Origin of the sequence: Bacillus sp. FSL R5-0820, from assembly GCF_038593385.1 — a bacterium.
GTDB classification, from domain to species: Bacteria; Bacillota; Bacilli; order Bacillales; family Bacillaceae; genus Bacillus; species Bacillus altitudinis.
This window is the reverse complement of record NZ_CP151991.1, coordinates 1,273,197-1,289,772: the sequence shown is the minus strand read 5'-3', so window position 1 is coordinate 1,289,772 and position 16,576 is coordinate 1,273,197. Positions and strand designations below refer to the sequence as shown.

General features: G+C 40.5%; 18 protein-coding genes and 2 riboswitches. Of the genes, 5 read left to right on the top strand and 13 right to left on the bottom strand.

The window, feature by feature from the left end; all coding sequences use genetic code 11:
• Positions 1–251: 251 nt before the first annotated feature.
• From NST15_RS06580 to NST15_RS06560, 5 genes are all read right to left on the bottom strand, one after another.
• Positions 252–782: a cupin domain-containing protein gene (locus NST15_RS06580; protein WP_008346104.1), complete on the bottom strand. Its 531-nt coding sequence runs from the start codon at positions 780–782 to the stop codon at positions 252–254.
• Between the two features lie 16 nt (positions 783–798).
• Entirely contained in the window at positions 799–1,431 is a 633-nt protein-coding gene (locus tag NST15_RS06575) for a methylthioribulose 1-phosphate dehydratase (RefSeq protein WP_008346105.1), read from the bottom strand.
• Entirely contained in the window at positions 1,395–2,090 is a 696-nt protein-coding gene (locus NST15_RS06570) for a 2-hydroxy-3-keto-5-methylthiopentenyl-1-phosphate phosphatase (protein WP_008346107.1), read from the bottom strand. Before NST15_RS06570 ends, NST15_RS06575 begins: the two co-directional genes overlap by 37 nt.
• Positions 2,091–3,308 (bottom strand): 2,3-diketo-5-methylthiopentyl-1-phosphate enolase, encoded by a 1,218-nt coding sequence (gene mtnW, locus NST15_RS06565; RefSeq protein ID WP_008346108.1) that lies wholly within the window; start codon positions 3,306–3,308, stop codon positions 2,091–2,093. It lies immediately after the preceding gene.
• 99 nt (positions 3,309–3,407) lie between these two features.
• Positions 3,408–3,509, bottom strand: a riboswitch (SAM riboswitch).
• 44 nt (positions 3,510–3,553) lie between these two features.
• Positions 3,554–4,744 carry a pyridoxal phosphate-dependent aminotransferase gene (locus tag NST15_RS06560; protein WP_008346111.1) on the bottom strand — a complete coding sequence of 397 codons (1,191 nt, stop codon included), beginning with the start codon at positions 4,742–4,744 and terminating at the stop codon, positions 3,554–3,556.
• Between the two features lie 163 nt (positions 4,745–4,907).
• Positions 4,908–5,071, top strand: a riboswitch (SAM riboswitch).
• 79 nt (positions 5,072–5,150) lie between these two features.
• Here NST15_RS06560 and mtnK point away from each other — a divergent pair.
• Together mtnK and mtnA are read left to right on the top strand one after the other, a co-directional pair.
• Positions 5,151–6,344 (top strand): S-methyl-5-thioribose kinase, encoded by a 1,194-nt coding sequence (gene mtnK / locus NST15_RS06555; RefSeq protein WP_039956298.1) that lies wholly within the window; start codon positions 5,151–5,153, stop codon positions 6,342–6,344.
• Positions 6,345–6,350: 6 nt separating this feature from the next.
• On the top strand, positions 6,351–7,412 hold the full coding sequence (gene mtnA, locus NST15_RS06550; RefSeq protein ID WP_216099285.1) for an S-methyl-5-thioribose-1-phosphate isomerase: 1,062 nt from the start codon (positions 6,351–6,353) through the stop codon (positions 7,410–7,412).
• A gap of 24 nt (positions 7,413–7,436) precedes the next feature.
• On the opposite strand, the gene NST15_RS06545 is transcribed toward mtnA, so the two are convergent.
• The 3 genes from NST15_RS06545 to NST15_RS06535 form a co-directional block, all read right to left on the bottom strand.
• Positions 7,437–7,571 (bottom strand): hypothetical protein, encoded by a 135-nt coding sequence (locus NST15_RS06545; RefSeq protein WP_008346115.1) that lies wholly within the window; start codon positions 7,569–7,571, stop codon positions 7,437–7,439.
• A gap of 89 nt (positions 7,572–7,660) precedes the next feature.
• Complete coding sequence (locus tag NST15_RS06540; RefSeq protein ID WP_008346117.1) at positions 7,661–8,152, bottom strand: methylated-DNA--[protein]-cysteine S-methyltransferase; 492 nt, start codon at positions 8,150–8,152, stop codon at positions 7,661–7,663.
• Position 8,153: 1 nt separating this feature from the next.
• Complete coding sequence (locus NST15_RS06535; RefSeq protein WP_008346118.1) at positions 8,154–10,349, bottom strand: PAS domain-containing sensor histidine kinase; 2,196 nt, start codon at positions 10,347–10,349, stop codon at positions 8,154–8,156.
• A 293-nt stretch (positions 10,350–10,642) separates the two neighbouring features.
• Between NST15_RS06535 and NST15_RS06530 the strand changes: the two genes are divergently transcribed.
• Positions 10,643–11,662: an acyltransferase family protein gene (locus NST15_RS06530; protein ID WP_017367116.1), complete on the top strand. Its 1,020-nt coding sequence runs from the start codon at positions 10,643–10,645 to the stop codon at positions 11,660–11,662.
• Between the two features lie 33 nt (positions 11,663–11,695).
• On the opposite strand, the gene NST15_RS06525 is transcribed toward NST15_RS06530, so the two are convergent.
• The 5 genes from NST15_RS06525 to htpX form a co-directional block, all read right to left on the bottom strand.
• The gene (locus tag NST15_RS06525; protein ID WP_017359457.1) at positions 11,696–11,878 is read right to left on the bottom strand and encodes a hypothetical protein; all 183 of its coding nucleotides are present in this window, start codon (positions 11,876–11,878) and stop codon (positions 11,696–11,698) included.
• Positions 11,871–12,035, bottom strand: coding sequence for a hypothetical protein (locus tag NST15_RS06520; protein ID WP_164071262.1), 165 nt, complete (start codon positions 12,033–12,035; stop codon positions 11,871–11,873). The genes NST15_RS06525 and NST15_RS06520 overlap by 8 nt, the downstream gene beginning before the upstream one ends.
• A gap of 6 nt (positions 12,036–12,041) precedes the next feature.
• Positions 12,042–12,560 carry a YetF domain-containing protein gene (locus NST15_RS06515; protein WP_057079627.1) on the bottom strand — a complete coding sequence of 173 codons (519 nt, stop codon included), beginning with the start codon at positions 12,558–12,560 and terminating at the stop codon, positions 12,042–12,044.
• Positions 12,561–12,860: 300 nt separating this feature from the next.
• Positions 12,861–14,207, bottom strand: coding sequence for a TrkH family potassium uptake protein (locus NST15_RS06510; RefSeq protein WP_007498761.1), 1,347 nt, complete (start codon positions 14,205–14,207; stop codon positions 12,861–12,863).
• Positions 14,208–14,350: 143 nt separating this feature from the next.
• Positions 14,351–15,250, bottom strand: a complete 900-nt coding sequence (gene htpX, locus NST15_RS06505) for a protease HtpX (RefSeq protein ID WP_282833562.1) — start codon at positions 15,248–15,250, stop codon at positions 14,351–14,353.
• 278 nt (positions 15,251–15,528) lie between these two features.
• Here htpX and NST15_RS06500 point away from each other — a divergent pair, with 278 nt between their 5' ends.
• Positions 15,529–16,245, top strand: a complete 717-nt coding sequence (locus NST15_RS06500; protein WP_236810407.1) for a DUF1836 domain-containing protein — start codon at positions 15,529–15,531, stop codon at positions 16,243–16,245.
• 124 nt (positions 16,246–16,369) lie between these two features.
• Positions 16,370–16,564 (top strand): alpha/beta-type small acid-soluble spore protein, encoded by a 195-nt coding sequence (locus NST15_RS06495; protein ID WP_017367112.1) that lies wholly within the window; start codon positions 16,370–16,372, stop codon positions 16,562–16,564.
• Positions 16,565–16,576: the final 12 nt, after the last annotated feature.

Below are 16,576 nucleotides of genomic sequence, written 5' to 3'. Positions count from 1 at the left end.
CACCAAAATTATACTTTATTTGTAAATTAAATTAAATATGCTTATTTTATTTAATTTTTTACAGCCTAAAGACCTTTTACCCAATGAATTCTGGGGGTAAACTTCAAAATTGGACAGGACTGACACATTGATTAAACAGAATTTTATCCTATGCAGAAGACCAAAATCAACTATTTTCTCTCTCATTTTATGTCTATTTTCCTAAAAAAAAGCTGATCTTCCGCCTCATGCGAAATGATCAGCTCCCACTATTAAACCGTTTCTTCTTCGTAAATTGGCACCCAGCCCTCAGTTGTGACAAATATGCGAACTGCGACGACTTGACGATCTTCTTGAAGTGTAAAGTAGTGACGAATATTCGGGGGCACAGAAATTAAATCTCCTGGATTCAGTCTCACATCAAAAAAGACACCATCTTTGCCTTGAATGGCAAAAATTCCATGACCGCTTACGATAAATCTGACTTCATCATCCGTATGATGATGCTCACGTTTAAAGTTTTGAAGCAGTTCATCAAGGTTAGGGGTCGCATCTGATAATGAAATCACATCCTGCGCTTTGTATCCTCTTCGCTCGGAAATACTCTTTATTTCCTCTTGAAATACAGTTAAAATTTCTTCCTTTTCATCATCTGTTAAATCGTACTTTTCTGATAACTGTTTTGGTAGTTTTTCAATATCCCAATGTTCATAAATGACCCCTTGCTGTTCTAAATACGCCCGGACCTCTTGCTCGTTCTCAAGTAACGTGTTCTCTTCATTATGAATGTAAATGGTCGCCATGTGTTTTTCCTCCTTTTTATTTAACAAGCTGCTTTTGATAAAGCGCTACTTTCAAATGATAGGTAAATAAAAATTCATAAGCCTCTAAGACTCGTTTGGCTTCAAATGCGGTTTTCCCCCAAACGGTGATGCCATGATTACGAATGAGTACAGCACCAGCATCGTCCGTCAGGTGCACTGCAAATTGTTCTGCAAGGTGCGGAATATGAGCTGGGTTTTCAATAATAGGAACAGTGACTTCTGCATCCTCTTCCCAATAACCAAGCGCTTTGATGATTTCGTTGCCTTTAAAACGAATTTCTCCTTTATCGCCATACAGCTCAGAAATGACATTGTTATCGATCGTGTGGACGTGAAGACAACATCCTGCTTTCGTCCGCTCATAAACGTATGTGTGAAGCAGTGTTTCAGCTGATGGCCTGAGCGGCTGATTCGGATGAACCGGCTGACCTTCTGCATCAACAAGAACAAAATCTTCGTCGGTTTCTTTTCTTTTATCTTTGCCGCTTGCCGTCACCAAAAACGTGATGGGATCATCCGACACTTTTATCGATAAATTGCCGCTCGTTCCGTAAAACCAGTCTCTCTGTGCCAATTCACGTTTGACGTCTGCTAGTTCCTTCCAGCGTTTACTCTTCTCGTCTGCCATTCCTTCACTTCCTTTATTTGATCAAATTGCGCTTTTAGATCAACAAATGTTTCATACTCTTTATGTACGAGCCCTAGCTCTTTACATTCGTTCAGTAAATAGTCACGCGCAAACGTGAGATCCGCATGTTTCGCTGCCTCAATATCAGTCACTGAATCACCAATCATGATAATAAAGTCATCTTCCTGCGTCAGCTCTCGAATAATGGAAGGCTTGCAGCAGCCACAGCCATTTTGGCATTCTGAATCACAGGTATGCGGCCATTCAATTTGAATATGGTCTTCTTTAAATGATGCATGGTTACAATAAATATTCTCTTGTTCGACAATCCCTTCCAGGATGGGATAGACAAAAAAGTCCATACCGCCGCTGAGCACATAGAAAGGAATGTTTGCTTTTTTGACATCCTCGACAAACTGTTCAAACCCTTCACGAATCTCTGTATCCTCTAAAATAAATGACCGAATGGCTTCTTTCTGATCACTCGTCAGTAACTGAAACATCTGTCCGACGCCTTCTTGGATCGTGATCTCTTTTGCTAGAACACCATCCTTCCATTTCGTCCATTCTTTTGGAGCAAACTGCTTCATGATGCGAATGATATTATCATTTTTCGTAATCGTGCCATCAAAATCACAACATACAATTGGTTTTTTCATTTATTCTGCTACCCTTCCCCAAAGATCAAGTGCTGCTTGTAAGTCTTGACAAGTTGATGCTTTTTCTTCAATAGACTCTTTTTTGACCACCGCATCAATGATCGAACGAAAGGCTTTCCCTCCTCCAATTGCTCCCCGCGGATGTCCGTGAATTCCCCCGCCTGCATTAATGACATGATCAAGTCCAAAATCTTTGATTAAGATCGGCACCATTCCCGGGTGAATGCCTGCTGAAGGGACAGGAAATGTTTGTTGAACTGTATCCTCTCTCACACATGCTTCGAAAATGCCAATGGCATCTTTTTTCGGAAGGGCGACTGATCCATAAGGAGATGGAAAAAGACTTAAATCAGCGCCAGCATATCGATTTAATTTGCCTAAAAGAAGAGAATGCGAGAATCCATAGTCTGGAGATGATGTCATTGCACCACTCACTGCTGGATGTGCCATGATCGGCAATGGGATCTCTGGATCTTCAGCCAAGCTTTGCATGACATCAAGTCCATAGGCAAAAACGTTGAATAAAAGCGCATCAGCCCCGAGTTCGGCTGCCTTTCTTGCTCTATCTTTCAAATCAAAAGTTCTACCAGTTAAATTAACAGCATAAAGCGTGCGATGTCCTGTCTCTTCATATGTTTCTTTTAATATCTTTTTTCCTTCCTTGATTCGATCTTCAAAAGGGGCTAATGGGCTTTCAAATAAAATCTCATCATCTTTGATGAAGTCTACTCCACCTAAAGCCTGTAAACGGAGCTGTTCTTTTAAATCCTCCATATCACGGCCGATCACGCCTTTAAATATACTCATCAATAGCGGCCGATCAAACACGCCTACTTTCTTTCGTATCCCCTCTATGCCAAATACCGGTCCTGGCAGACAGCGTTTAAACCTTTCCGAAAATTCGATATCGACGAGCTTTACTTTCCCATCCAGTGAAAGTTTACCAAAAATCGTCGTCAACACCGCTGGTATATCAGCTGAAAAGTTCGCCTCAGGATAAGCAATGGTCACCTCTGATTGATACAGACCACCATTTGCGGGAGACTGTTCTTTTACGCTCATCACACGGCCTTTATGTTTTTTCAGCTGCTCCTTTTTGAGTTGCGGCAAGTCCGTCCATGACCCGACCGTTAACCCAAGTGCGATCTGCTCTGCTTTTCGGTCTATTTGTTCATCCTCTCGATGTGTTAATATGTATGTTGCCAGTAGTTCACTCACTAGGAATCCCCTTTCGATTGCGTCCTGTATGTGGTCAATAAAAAAACCTCTTTAAGTGCTTGATCAGCGCGTTAAAGAGGTTTCGTCTCATTCATCCGAATCTTATCTCTCAGCGCTTGCTGCAAGAATTAGCACCGTGCTTCATGGAAGTCGGTTGCCGGGCTTCATTGGGCTAGTCCCTCTGCCTACTCTTGATAAGAATATTCAATTTTCTTAAATATTGCCTGAATTATCGCACCATTTTTTTACGTTGTCAATGGCTTTTTTTCAAATAACTGCAAGGCAGCGATACGATCAGCGGCTTCCTTTAGCCGCTCCTCACTTGTTAAAAGACCGACTCTGACGTAGCCTTCACCGTGAGCACCAAAGCCATTCCCCGGTGCCACAACAACATGTGCTTTTTCTAATAATACATCAGAAAAAGTTTCAGATGTATACCCTTCAGGCACCTTTAACCAAGCAAAAAACGAGCCCTTTGGCGCACTGACGTCCCAGCCAATCTCTTTGCATGCAGCAATCCAAGTGTTTCGTCTATTTTCGTACCGATCATTTTGTACTTGGACGCACGTTTGATCGCTTAAAAGTGCTTCTGCTGCTGCATCTTGAGTTGCTTTAAACAGTGACACAAACAGGTGATCCTGATAAAGCTCAATGGCTTCGATTACAGAGGCATTCCCTGCTGCAAAACCGACTCTCCAGCCAGCCATATTATACGTTTTGGACAATGTATATATTTCAATACCTGTCTCTTTTGCTCCGTCTATTTGCAGGAAACTGAGGGGCTTTTCGCCGTCAAATCCTATGCCACCATATGCAAAATCATGGACTACACACATATTATTTTCACTCGCAAACGCAACAGTATCTTCAAAAAATGTCCGGGTTGCAGTCGCACCAGTCGGATTATTTGGGTAATTTAAGTACATCAATTTTGCTTGATTCTTATCCTCTTCTGACAGTTGGTGGTAGTCAGGCAAAAAATCATTTTGTTCAAGAAGAGGCATTGTGACCATATGAGCTCCGGCAAGCACAGCGCCTGACCAGTAATCAGGATATCCTGGGTCTGGAACAAGCAGCGTATCACCTGGATTCAGTAAACATTGCGGCAATTCGACTAGTCCCGCTTTTCCTCCAAATAAGATGGCAATCTCTGTCTTTGGGTCAAGCGTGACGCCATATTCTCTTTCATAAAAAGCAGCTGCGGCCTTTTTTAGTTTCGCTGTCCCGCGGAATGAGGAGTATTGATGATTTTCAGGTTTTGCTACCGCTTCCTGCATCGCTTTCACAATATGTGGAGGAGTGGGCTGATCAGGATTTCCTTGACCTAAATTAATCACATCTGCCCCTTCCTGCATTTTTTTCTGCACTTTTTGAACAAGCGACGCAAAAAATTGTTTCGGTAAATGTTTCAATACATCTGATTGCTGGAATTCCATTTTTTCACCTTCTATTCAAGTTACGTGACAATACAATCACTGTAATGGATTGTTTTATGAATTGTAAAGCAATTTTGAAAAAAGATTGACATGTGAACTGCAGCTCTGATAATATCTAGAATTAAGAAATGCAAGCAGACATGAAACAATTACATATTGATTTCTCTTATCGAGAGTTGGGCGAGGGATTTGGCCTTTTGACCCCAACAGCAACCGACCGTTAATACCACTGTGAAGTGGGGCGCAGCAAGAACAGCGCCAAGACAATTCATTGTCTTATAGGGCACGGTGCTAATTCCATCAGACGTATGTGCTGAGAGATAAGAGAGGCTTCGAGCATACACGCCATCAAGCCTCTTTCTCTCAGGAGAAAGAGGCTTTTTTATATGATTTGGAGGGGAAGCAATTGGTTACACTTACGGCATCATATGAAGAATTAACAGAGAGTTCGGCAGTTGCATTAGCCATTAGACTTGGATTGATTCAAGAGAGCAGTCATTTGACCTGTACTGAAATTGGCGACGGAAATTTAAATTACGTCTTTCATATTTATGATCACAAACAAGCAAAAGGACTGATTATCAAGCAGGCTCTTCCTTATGCAAAAGTCGTTGGAGAAAGCTGGCCGCTGACATTAGACCGCGCAAGAATTGAAAGTGCAGCACTCATCAAGCAATCAGAGTATGCACCACATCTCGTACCAGCCGTCTATTATTCGGATACAGCTCTTGCAGTGACGGCAATGGAGGATCTATCACACCTTGAAATCGTCAGAAAAGGGCTAATTGCCGGAAAACATTATCCGTATTTATCAGATCATGTCGGAGAATTTTTAGGCAAAACACTATTTTACACGTCTGACTTTGCCACAAATCCTAAAATCAAAAAACAATTCGTGAAGCAGTTTACGAACCCTGATCTTTGTGACATTACAGAGAAACTCGTCTTCACAGATCCTTTCTTTGACAGCGAAACGAATGACTTCGAAGAGGAATTAAGAGAAGAGGCACAAGCACTATGGGCTGATCTTGAACTGCAAGCAAAAGCAGCAGAATTGAAACGGATCTTCTTAACCTCTGCTGAAACACTGGTACATGGAGATCTTCATACAGGCAGTATTTTTGCAAACGAAACGGAAACGAAAATCATTGATCCAGAGTTCGCTTTTTACGGTCCTTTCGGATTCGATATCGGTCACTTTATTGCCAATCTGTTCATCAATGCTTTATCTCATGAGAATGAGCAGGATCAGCAGCACCTTTTTGATCATGTAGTCAATGTGTGGGCAACATTCAAAGAAGTGTTCACAAAAGCATGGAAAGAAGACAGTATTGAAGCGTTTAGTGTATCGGACAGCTTTTTAGAAACAACGTTTGACCGTATTTTAAAAGAAGCCACCGGCTTTGCTGGCTGTGAGCTTGTTCGCCGAACCATCGGTCTTGCGCATGCGGCTGATCTCGATGCGATTCCATCACATTCTAGAAGGCTTCAGCAGAAAAAAGCAGCACTTACACTAGGAAAAACATTGATCAAACAATATCATGCAGTGGAAACAGCGTCTGACCTCGTCGCATTATTCCAGCAAACTGTAAAGGAGTGACGAGTTTTGTCTAAAGAATTTGAAGTTCCCCGTTCCGTCGAATGGGAAGAAAACCGTATCAACATTTTGAATCAGCAAAAATTACCCGCTGAAACCGTGTTTGAGCATTTATATACAAAAGAAGATGTGTATGATGCCATTGTGACGCTAAAAGTGCGCGGAGCACCTGCTATTGGCATTACAGCGGCTTTTGGGCTTGCACTCAGTGCACAAGAGATTGATACAGAAGACATTGATATCTTTAAGCGAGAAGTCGCTCGCCTGAAAGAATATTTAAACAGTGCTCGTCCAACCGCTGTGAATCTTGCCTGGGCATTAGACCGGCTTTATCAGCGCACTCAGCGTGCTGCTTCGGTGAATGCAGCCAAAACTGATCTTGTCCATGAAGCCATTCAAATTCAAATCGAAGATGAAGAAACATGCCGGCAAATCGGTCAAAATGCTCTTCAGCTCTTTAAATCTGGTGATCGAATTATGACCATTTGCAACGCAGGCTCCATTGCCACAAGCCGGTACGGAACAGCGCTTGCACCCTTTTATTTAGCGAAAAAGAAAAACCTCGATCTTCACATTTACGCATGTGAAACACGTCCTGTCCTTCAAGGCGCTCGTCTGACGACATGGGAATTGATGCAGGGCGGCGTAGATGTGACGCTTATCACGGATAATATGGCAGCCCATACGATGAAAGAAAAACAAATTTCTGCCGTTATTGTTGGTGCAGATCGAATCGCTAGAAACGGTGATACAGCAAATAAAATTGGAACGTTAAGTCTGGCTATTTTAGCTAAACACTTTCAAATTCCATTTTTTGTGGCAGCGCCTCTTTCGACCTTTGATGTGTCAACTCAGGATGGGTCAGATATTCCGATTGAAGAACGCGACCCGCAGGAAGTAAAGGAATTAAACGGCATCCAAATTGCGCCTCCTGACGTGCAGGTATTTAACCCTGCCTTTGATGTCACTCCTCATCACCTCATTTCCGGAATCATTACAGAAAAAGGCATTATCACTTCCAACTATACAGAAGAGATTGATGCACTATTCACCGAAAGCGTGTCACTTTAATCAAACAAAAGCGCGGGGTTCTTATCATTTAAGAGCACCGCGCTTTTTTGTTTCGTTCGTTTTTGCTAATATTTCTTTTTTCTGCTCTTCTGTCAACACGTTCATTTTGACAAATAGTGATGTGACGGCGTACATTTTATCTTTTTTGCCCCATAACATGTTAGCAGCCTCCTTTTTCCCTAGACCAACTTTTTTAGCTTAATAAAAGGATATGTCGCTCGCTAAACATTTGGAACAGGTCAATTCATTTATTTTTGAACAAATGGGATGCCTTCTAATTCTAACAGGATCGCTTTCATCCCTGTCTTCGTCCCTGCATAACCAGTCAGAGTCCTGTCTTTTCCAATGACCCGGTGACACGGGATAAAAATAGGCAATGCATTGCGTCTATTAGCTTGTCCAATGGCTCTGACAGCCTTTGGATTGCCGATCGCTTCTGCAATATCAGCATAGCTTTTTGATTCACCATACGGAATAGTAGAAAGTGCCTCCCACACTTGCTCTTGAAACGGAGAGCCTGCTTGCTTAAGCGGGAGATCGAACACTTTCCGATCGCCCTTAAAATATTCATCCAGCTGTTTTTTCGCTTCTTTTAATACAGGCGTTTCTTCTTGTTTAAAACGGTCTCTCTGTTTTTTGACCAAAAACGATTCATCATCAAACTTCACTTCAATGATGGCACCATCTTTCTCTAGTATGTATAATGCCCCGATTGGTGCGGTATAGACTGTATAATACACATTAAAGCTCCCCTTCTTGTTTCTGCTGCCGGAGTGGAAGCGTGAGATGGAACACTGTTCCGACCCCTTCTTCACTCTCTACTTCAATGGTTCCTTGATGCTCTTCAATAATTTTATAACTAACCATTAACCCAAGTCCAGTGCCTCTTTCTTTTGTTGTATAAAATGGTTCTCCGAGACGCTTTAGTTTATCCTCTGTCATTCCGCAGCCTTCATCACGAAGAGAAATCACAATGTGCTCCTCGCCCTTCCTTTGAATGCTCACATATACATTTCCTTTCTGAGGCATTACTTCAATCGCATTTTTTAAAATGTTAATAAAGACTTGCTTCAATTGATTTTGTTCACAGTAGATGAGCGGAATATCATCGAGCACATCTAAATGCATTTGTACATTGCCAAGATTGGCCTGTGCGTGAAGAAGATCCATCGTGTCTTTGACAATTTGCACGACATTTTTTTCTTCATAGATGATGGCCTGCGGTTTTGCTAAAATCAGAAATTCTGTAATGATGGATTCGATTCTTTTTAGCTCTGATGTGATGACATTAAAATAGAGCGAATACTCCCCTTCAATGTTTCCTTTGAGCAGCTGAATGAAGCCTTTTAAAGCCGTCATTGGATTTCTAATTTCATGGGCAATTCCAGCGGCAAGCTCTCCGACAACATGAAGCGTATCCGATTTTCTTACCCGCTCCTCTAATTCCTTGCGCTCAGTCACATCTCTAAAGATGGCCAAATTCATGTTATGAATAATATTTCGTTTAAAAGAAAACTCCAAAATACGTTGATCTGGATGGTTCAGCACAAATGGAACTTCATTGTCCATCTCATCTAATGACATCGCCTGAGCTGGCTGCGCCAAATTTTCAATTTGATATGGTGCAAGGATATGAAAAAGGTTCATTTCCGTTAAGTGATCATCTTTGAGGCCAAGCAGTTCACTTGCGGAAGGATTCACATCAATAATCCGGTATTGATTATCGAAAAGAACAATGCCATCCATAGAGCCATTAAATACTTTACGGAATTTGAGCTCACTTTCTCGCAGCTCCTCTTCCATTCGCTTTCTGTCACTGACATTCCGTAAAATGGTTAAGTGCTGTCCTTCTAATACCGCATGCTTAGAGGTGAACTCAAGCTCTTTGAATTGGCCATTCGCCATTCTAAAGAGGAGTTCTTCTCTGATTTCAAGATTCCTTATATACCGTCTTCTTGTCGGCCGGTATCTGCGATCAGATTTGACTAGAAAATCCATGAGTTTCTTGCCAATCAGCTGATGCATCGGTAATTCGAAAATTCGGCAGGCTGATTCATTTGCCCTGACAATTTCTCCATCATCCGCCCAAATGATGATGGCATCCATCGCATTTTCGAATATTTCTCTAAAACGTTCTTCACTTTTTAGCAGCTTTTCTTCCATTAATCTTTTTTCTGTAATATCACGCATGATGGACATGTAAAAACCACTCATCACATTGGATGTGATGGTCAGTTCGAATAATTTGTGCTGCCCAGATTGAAGGGTAACAGGAAGTTCTCCCTTTGCTTTCCCTGTTTCTTTCAATGAAGTTAAGAGCTGCTGGAGCGCTGGAAGATTTTCTTCTTCAACAAATTCATTTAAGTAGCGGTCTGTTAAATCTGTTTTTTGAAGTTCAAAGCTCTGGCAAAAAGAGTGATTGGCGTCAATCATACAACCATCCTGATCAAAAATGACCATACCGTCAATCGCTCGATCAAATAAATCTTTAAACAGCTGCTCATTCATCGAGCGTTCTCGCTCTAATATTTTCTTTGAAGAAATATCACGCATGACGACAATATATTGTTGATTCACCACGTCGTGCTCTGCTGCAAATTCAATATATTTTGTCTCTCCATTTTCAAGTTGAATGGAGATCTCTCTTTTTAAAGTTCCTTTTCGAAAAAAAATCTCAAGTGAGCAGTCAATTTTGTTTTTCGGAATGCCGTATAGGAAATCTAGAACGGATTTATTGAGGAGGTCTTCTTTCGGTGTTTGGACAAGCCTGCATGTCGCTTCATTGGCTTGGATAATGTTGAGGTGCTGATCAAATATAAAAATGGCATCTAACGTCTTATTTAACAGCATTTTGTGCTGTATCAATTCATTTCGCAAATATTCGTTTTCTTTTTCTAATTTTCTGATATTTTTCGCACCATCGAGCGTTTCAGTCATTCTCTTACACTCCTTTTCCAGCCTCATTCCTCTACAATATTTCTACAAGATTTTCATTGTTCCTTCATTCGACTCATAAAAAAAGAGAACTTTTTACACGAGGCTTGCTTCATTTGTTTCATTTGGATGACACGATTGTATAACGATTCTCTTTTCTTACGCTTCTTTTACAACCGCTCTACAATTTCACATCAAATAGCGAAATGAGCCAATTTGTATTTTAAAATGGGGCAAATGAGGGAACAGTGCACTTAGAACGTTTATGTTCGAAATGAAGCAGGAAAGGTGATGTTATGACATCCACGAGAGACAGTTATTTTGATAATGCAAAATTTCTTCTGATTTTTCTAGTTGTTTTTGGTCATTTGTTACGGTCATTCATACATGATAATGACTGGATACTCTACTTATATAAATTTATTTATACATTCCATATGCCCGCTTTTATATTGGTGTCTGGCTTCTTTGCCAAAGGTTTTAGAAAACCAGGTTTTATGAAAAAAGTCGCTGTTAAGCTGATCATCCCATATTTGATTTTTCAGGTCATCTATTCTGTGTATTATTATTTCTTACAGGATCAAAGCATCTCTAACTTAAATCCGATTGATCCGCAATGGTCTTTATGGTTTTTAATCAGTTTATTCTTTTGGAACTTACTACTTATTCCTTTTTCAAAACTGCCATTCCACTGGGCAATGATCGTCAGTTTATCGATGGCGTTACTTGTCGGTTACGTGGACAGCATTAGCGATACACTCAGCCTATCTCGTACATTTGTCTTTTTGCCGATGTTTTTAGCTGGCTTTTATTTAAAAAAGCAGCACTTTGAATTTATCCGAACAAGCAAAGGGAAACTGACTGCACTTCTTGTACTGATGGCCGTGTTCATGTTTTGCTATTTTTATGAATTCGATTATTCCTTTTTATTTGGGTCACAGTCTTACGCTTCTCTTGGAGATGAAGGACTCATTGCAGCTATGAAACGAATGGTATGGTATTTACTTGCATTTGCTGCTACCTTTAGTTTCTTTGCATTAGTCCCTACACGCCGGTTCTTCTTTACCAAATGGGGCACAAGAACGTTATATGTCTATTTACTTCATGGCTTTGTGATTAAGCTTTTAAGAACGACTTGGTTTGATGATTGGGCTCTAAATACGGCAAGTGTATTGATTCTATTGCTGCTTACGGTCCTCTTAACCTTTACCCTATCTAGTACATTTGTTAAAACTGTTGCACAACCAGTCATCGAGCTCAAAATGACCAGCCTGATGAGAACCATTACTGGCAGACAAAACAGTTATATTAAATAGAAAAAACGATCTCTCAGGATCGTTTTTTTCTATTTATTTTTTGTTTTTCTGTTCAGTATGACATTCATCGTTTTTTTTAGGCTTCATTAAGGTATCAATCCATTTACTGCTGTTTATATCTCCCAGCTCGCTGCCAAATTCCTCTTGCAAGATATCGGGGTTCATCGGTTTTTTATGGTCTTTCATATCTTTACTTTTCACATGTTTTTTAGTCACGAGACGCTCCCCCCTGTTTCCCTTGATGAGAATTTCGGTTCGCCTGGCGGTCTTCTGATTGCTCGTCAAATTGTGTTTGTCCTTGATCGTGTGCCATGCTTTCTGTAGGCGTCATATTATTCGTGTGTGCTTCATTTTTTGCTGTTTTTCTTTTCATCTGTCATCATTCCTTTTTAACATGGTTTAGTTCTTCGCTCAATTGATCAAACAGCTCTTTCATTTGTTTGACTGTCACTGGTTTTTCCTCAGGCTTTAACTCATATCCAATTTGCCCATTCGCTTCTAGCGTTGCTTTTTTGAGACTGCTGATGTCTGTGATACCCTGCTGCTTTAAGCGCATTTTGAATTGGTCCCTTGTCAACCGCGTTTTTTTCAGCTTGTGATCAAGCATTTCTCCATCCTCTAAAATCACCACAGACTTCCCTGAAACCAATTTTTCAAAAAAATCAAATTGAATCGACAGCTTTTCCATAATCACAAGCGCCACAATAAAAATGGCGGCCGCATAAATGGTTTCAAGTAAATTATGCTCAATAAAGGGTTGGATAATAATCGATCCAATTGAAATCATGATGACTGTCTGTTGAACCGTTAATTGACTAATGGATTTAGGCCCTGCTATTCTCAGCAGCAAAGTACCAACGAGCAGCATTACAATTGCTTTCCATAACACATCCAGCACGTCTCTTTCACCTCTTACCTATAGATTGCGAACATCCTTTGTGATTTAGCCAGTTATATAATGGAAATAAAAAAACCAGCATTCAGTAGGAATGCTGGTCTGATTGTCGACAAAGAGTTAAAATGATCGTTATTTTAACTCTTTGTCTTCTTTTCAGCGTGATAGAAAACCTTTGCAGTCTAGGAAAGTCGAGCACCGGAGCAGAGCGAATTTGACATTCGTGAGCACCGGAGCACAGATTTGACAACGAATGCGAGGGTTTGTCTACACGCTGAAACCAGCATTCAGTAGGAATGCTGGTTAGCCGATGATCACACGCTCTTTCGGATAATGATAATTCGCTTCACTTTCCCGGCGGCCAATTAAATACAAGAAGCTTGGAATTCCAATCCGTCCTATAAACATGACCACCATAATAATACACTTACCAAATACCGACAAGTCAGACGTAATTCCGAGCGACAGTCCCGTTGTTCCAAAGGCAGAACAAACCTCAAATAAAGTTTCAAGAAGTGTATGATGGTCTGATAAAGTTAACAGAAACGTAGCGCCAAACACTAAAATAAAGGCCATCATCGTCACCATGAGGGATTTATTAATATCCGCTTGATGAAGCTCTCTTTTAAAGATTTTAATGGACTTATTTCCTCTCGCAAAGTGAAACAAAGCAAGTAAATTAAGGGCAAACGTGGTTGTCCGAATTCCGCCCCCTACCGAGCTTGGAGATGCCCCGATAAACATCAGCAAACATAAAAATAACAGTGTCGGCTCTGTCAATTGCGTAATATCTAATGTCGAAAGCCCGCCACTTCTGGTGGCTGTTGATTGAAACAAAGAATAAAACAAGATTTCATGCCAGCTCTTCCCTAGAAAAGTAAACCGGGCTTCAAGTGCATAAATCCCAATTGCCCCAACGACAACAAGGAGACCAAACGTAATCGTTGTAATTTTCGTAAACAATGAAAACGATGCATGTTTTCGGTCTTGATTGAATAAATAATCCTTTACTTCGACAAGTACTGGAAAGCCAATAGCGCCAAAAATGATGAGCAGCATCGTGATAAATTGTACGAAATAGTCATCTTTATAAGGAATTAACGAATTCCCTGTAATATCAAAGCCTCCATTGGTTGTTGCACTGATACTAGAGAAAAACCCGTGTAAAAAAGCGCCTTGCACATCGTAATACTTTAGAAAATACATACTTAAAATCAGACCGCCTACAAACTCAATCAGCAAGATTAAATATAAGACCTGCTTCATGAGTTTCACAATTCCTGATAAGTTGCTCTGGTTTTGGTCTGCCATAATTAATTTTCTTTCTTTAATGCCGATCCTTTTTCGCATAACCAGCCAGACGAATGTACCAAGTGTCATAATGCCGATACCACCGATTTGCAAAACAAATGCAAGGATCCACATCCCGGTCACACTAAATGTTTGTGACGTATCGACAACAGTCAGACCCGTGACACTAACAGCACTCACAGCTGTAAATAGCGCATCAATAAATGTCCATTTGACTCCTTCTTGGTGAGCCACTGGCAGACTGAGTAGAATGAACGACACGGTCACAGCAAGAAAATAGTAAAGGGCAATCAGCTGAAAAGCCGACAGCCGGTCAATTAGTTTTTTCATTGGATTCATGGTTATTCCTTCTTTTATCTTTCTTTTCGAATACTTTATCATTTTAATGAAAAGAGAGAAGATTTTAAAGGTATTTTGTGCTTTATTTACTTTTTCATCAAAAAGAAAAAGACATCCTTACGCAGAATGTCTTTTGATCTTTCTTATTTTGCTTCTAGTCTTCTAATTCTTTCGTTTAAATCAGGGTGTGTTGAGAAAAGAGAAGCTTTTCTTTTACCACTGATTTTCAGTGTAGCAACAGCTGCTTGATCATCATCTTTAATTCTTGATGTATACGCCTCTAGTGAACGAAGCGCATGAATCATTTTATCTTTTCCTGCAAGGTCCGCACCGCCGCGGTCTGCATGGAATTCACGATGTCTAGAATATGCAAACACGACAAGGCTTCCTAAGATAGAGAAAATAATTTGGAAGACGATCACAGCGATAAAGTGAACAACTGGGACAAGCTCTTCACGTGGAACGAAACGACTTGCGATCCATGCCGCAATTCTTGAAAGGAAGACAACAAACGTGTTGACGATTCCTTGAAGTAACGTCATTGTAACCATGTCACCGTTCGCTACGTGAGCGACTTCGTGAGCGATAACCCCTTCAACTGCTGCATCATCCATTTCATGAAGCAATCCAGTTGATACGGCAACAAGCGATCTACTCTTAGAAGGACCTGTCGCAAAAGCATTTACTTCAGATGATTGGTAAATACCGACCTCAGGCATTTTAGAAAGGCCTGCTGCTCTTGATAGTCTGTGAACGCGGTCAACAAGCTGCTGCTCATCATATGTTAAAGAATCCTTTTCTGGATTTAACACACGCACACCCATCATCATTTTTGCCATCCAGCGAGACATCGCTAGTGACATAAACGAGCCTACAAAACCAACAACTGCACTGAATACAAGAAGATAAAGGATATTAAGTCTTCCGTCTGCTCCTATATAAGAACCAACACCAGTTGCTGCACTAATAACCGATAGGACAATACCAATCGTAGTGATAACAAGAATGTTCGTTAATATAAACAGAAATATTCTTTTACCCATACATAACCTCCGCTGTCATATTAAGTTCATTTGAACTTATTAATAAAATTATAAAAATAAACGTCTCAAATTGCAAGGAAAAAGGAATCGTTTTCTATGTTTATCATACTGGCTCAAACCTCGTCATTTCAATGATTACGCTACTTGCATCCGCTAAAAAGTGAACAAATTGTGACGCAGCTGCCCTATTTTAGTTTATTTTGCATTTTCATTAAAAAGAGATTATGATGTTGAATTAGATCAATAATCACGTTTTTGACGTACAAATGAGGTGGAACATGGTGACTTTTAAATTAACGAGAATTGACATGACGAGACTTCTGTATTCTCTAAAAGGCGAGGGAGATCTGACTCCGCTTCAGCTTTTGAATTTATCTGTAAAAAGCGATAAGGAACATGAATATGATGAATTAAAAATCCCTTCGTTTTTTGAAAAACTCGAACGGCGGAAGCAAAAATCAGAGCACGGGCTTTCAACGAACGAAATCGTTGAGCTTGGCAACTTGTGTGAGCTGACTTCTCTTAAATCGACAGCCATTCAAAACTGGATCAAGCGCGATATTAAAGATATGATCGGCCATCCAGAGCTTGGCAAGAAGTACTCCATTGATCAGGTCGTTATTTTATTAATTGTCCGGGATTTAAAATCAGTATTTGATTTTGATTCTATTCGTATGATCTTATCTGCCTTATTTAATACGATCACAGATCGAACGGATGATATTATCAGCCCCATCCGTTTTTATGAAGCATATGCGCACGTCCTTGATTTTATTTATCACCATACACATTTTCCATTAAAGGAAACGAATTTAAGAGAAATGACAGAAGAACAGACGGACAAGCTCCACGAAGAGTTTACAGAATTGACGAAGCCGCAATGGCACTTGATTAAAGGCATTATCAGTTCTACCGTTTTCTCCGTTTTCACTTCTCACTTGCAAAGCACAGCGCAAGAAATGATGTTTAATACGCTTCAGCTGAAAAAGGCTTAAAACAGAGCCCGAGGTGACCTTCATCACCTCGGCTTTTTTGTGCAGCAATTGCCAGCATAATTGCAGGCTGTTTTTTTCAAAATAAGAAGGCGCAACAAACATGAGGTGAAAGGAGGAATCTGTGATGGCAAATCGAAATCAACTTCTTGTTCCTGGAGTAGAACAAGCATTAGATCAATTTAAATACGAGATCGCTCAAGAATTTGGCGTGACTCTCGGTTCAGATACAGTCGCACGTTCAAACGGTTCTGTTGGCGGCGAGATGACAAAAAGACTCGTACAGCAGGCGCAATCTCAAATGGGCCATTCAACTAAATAAAGACATGGTGAA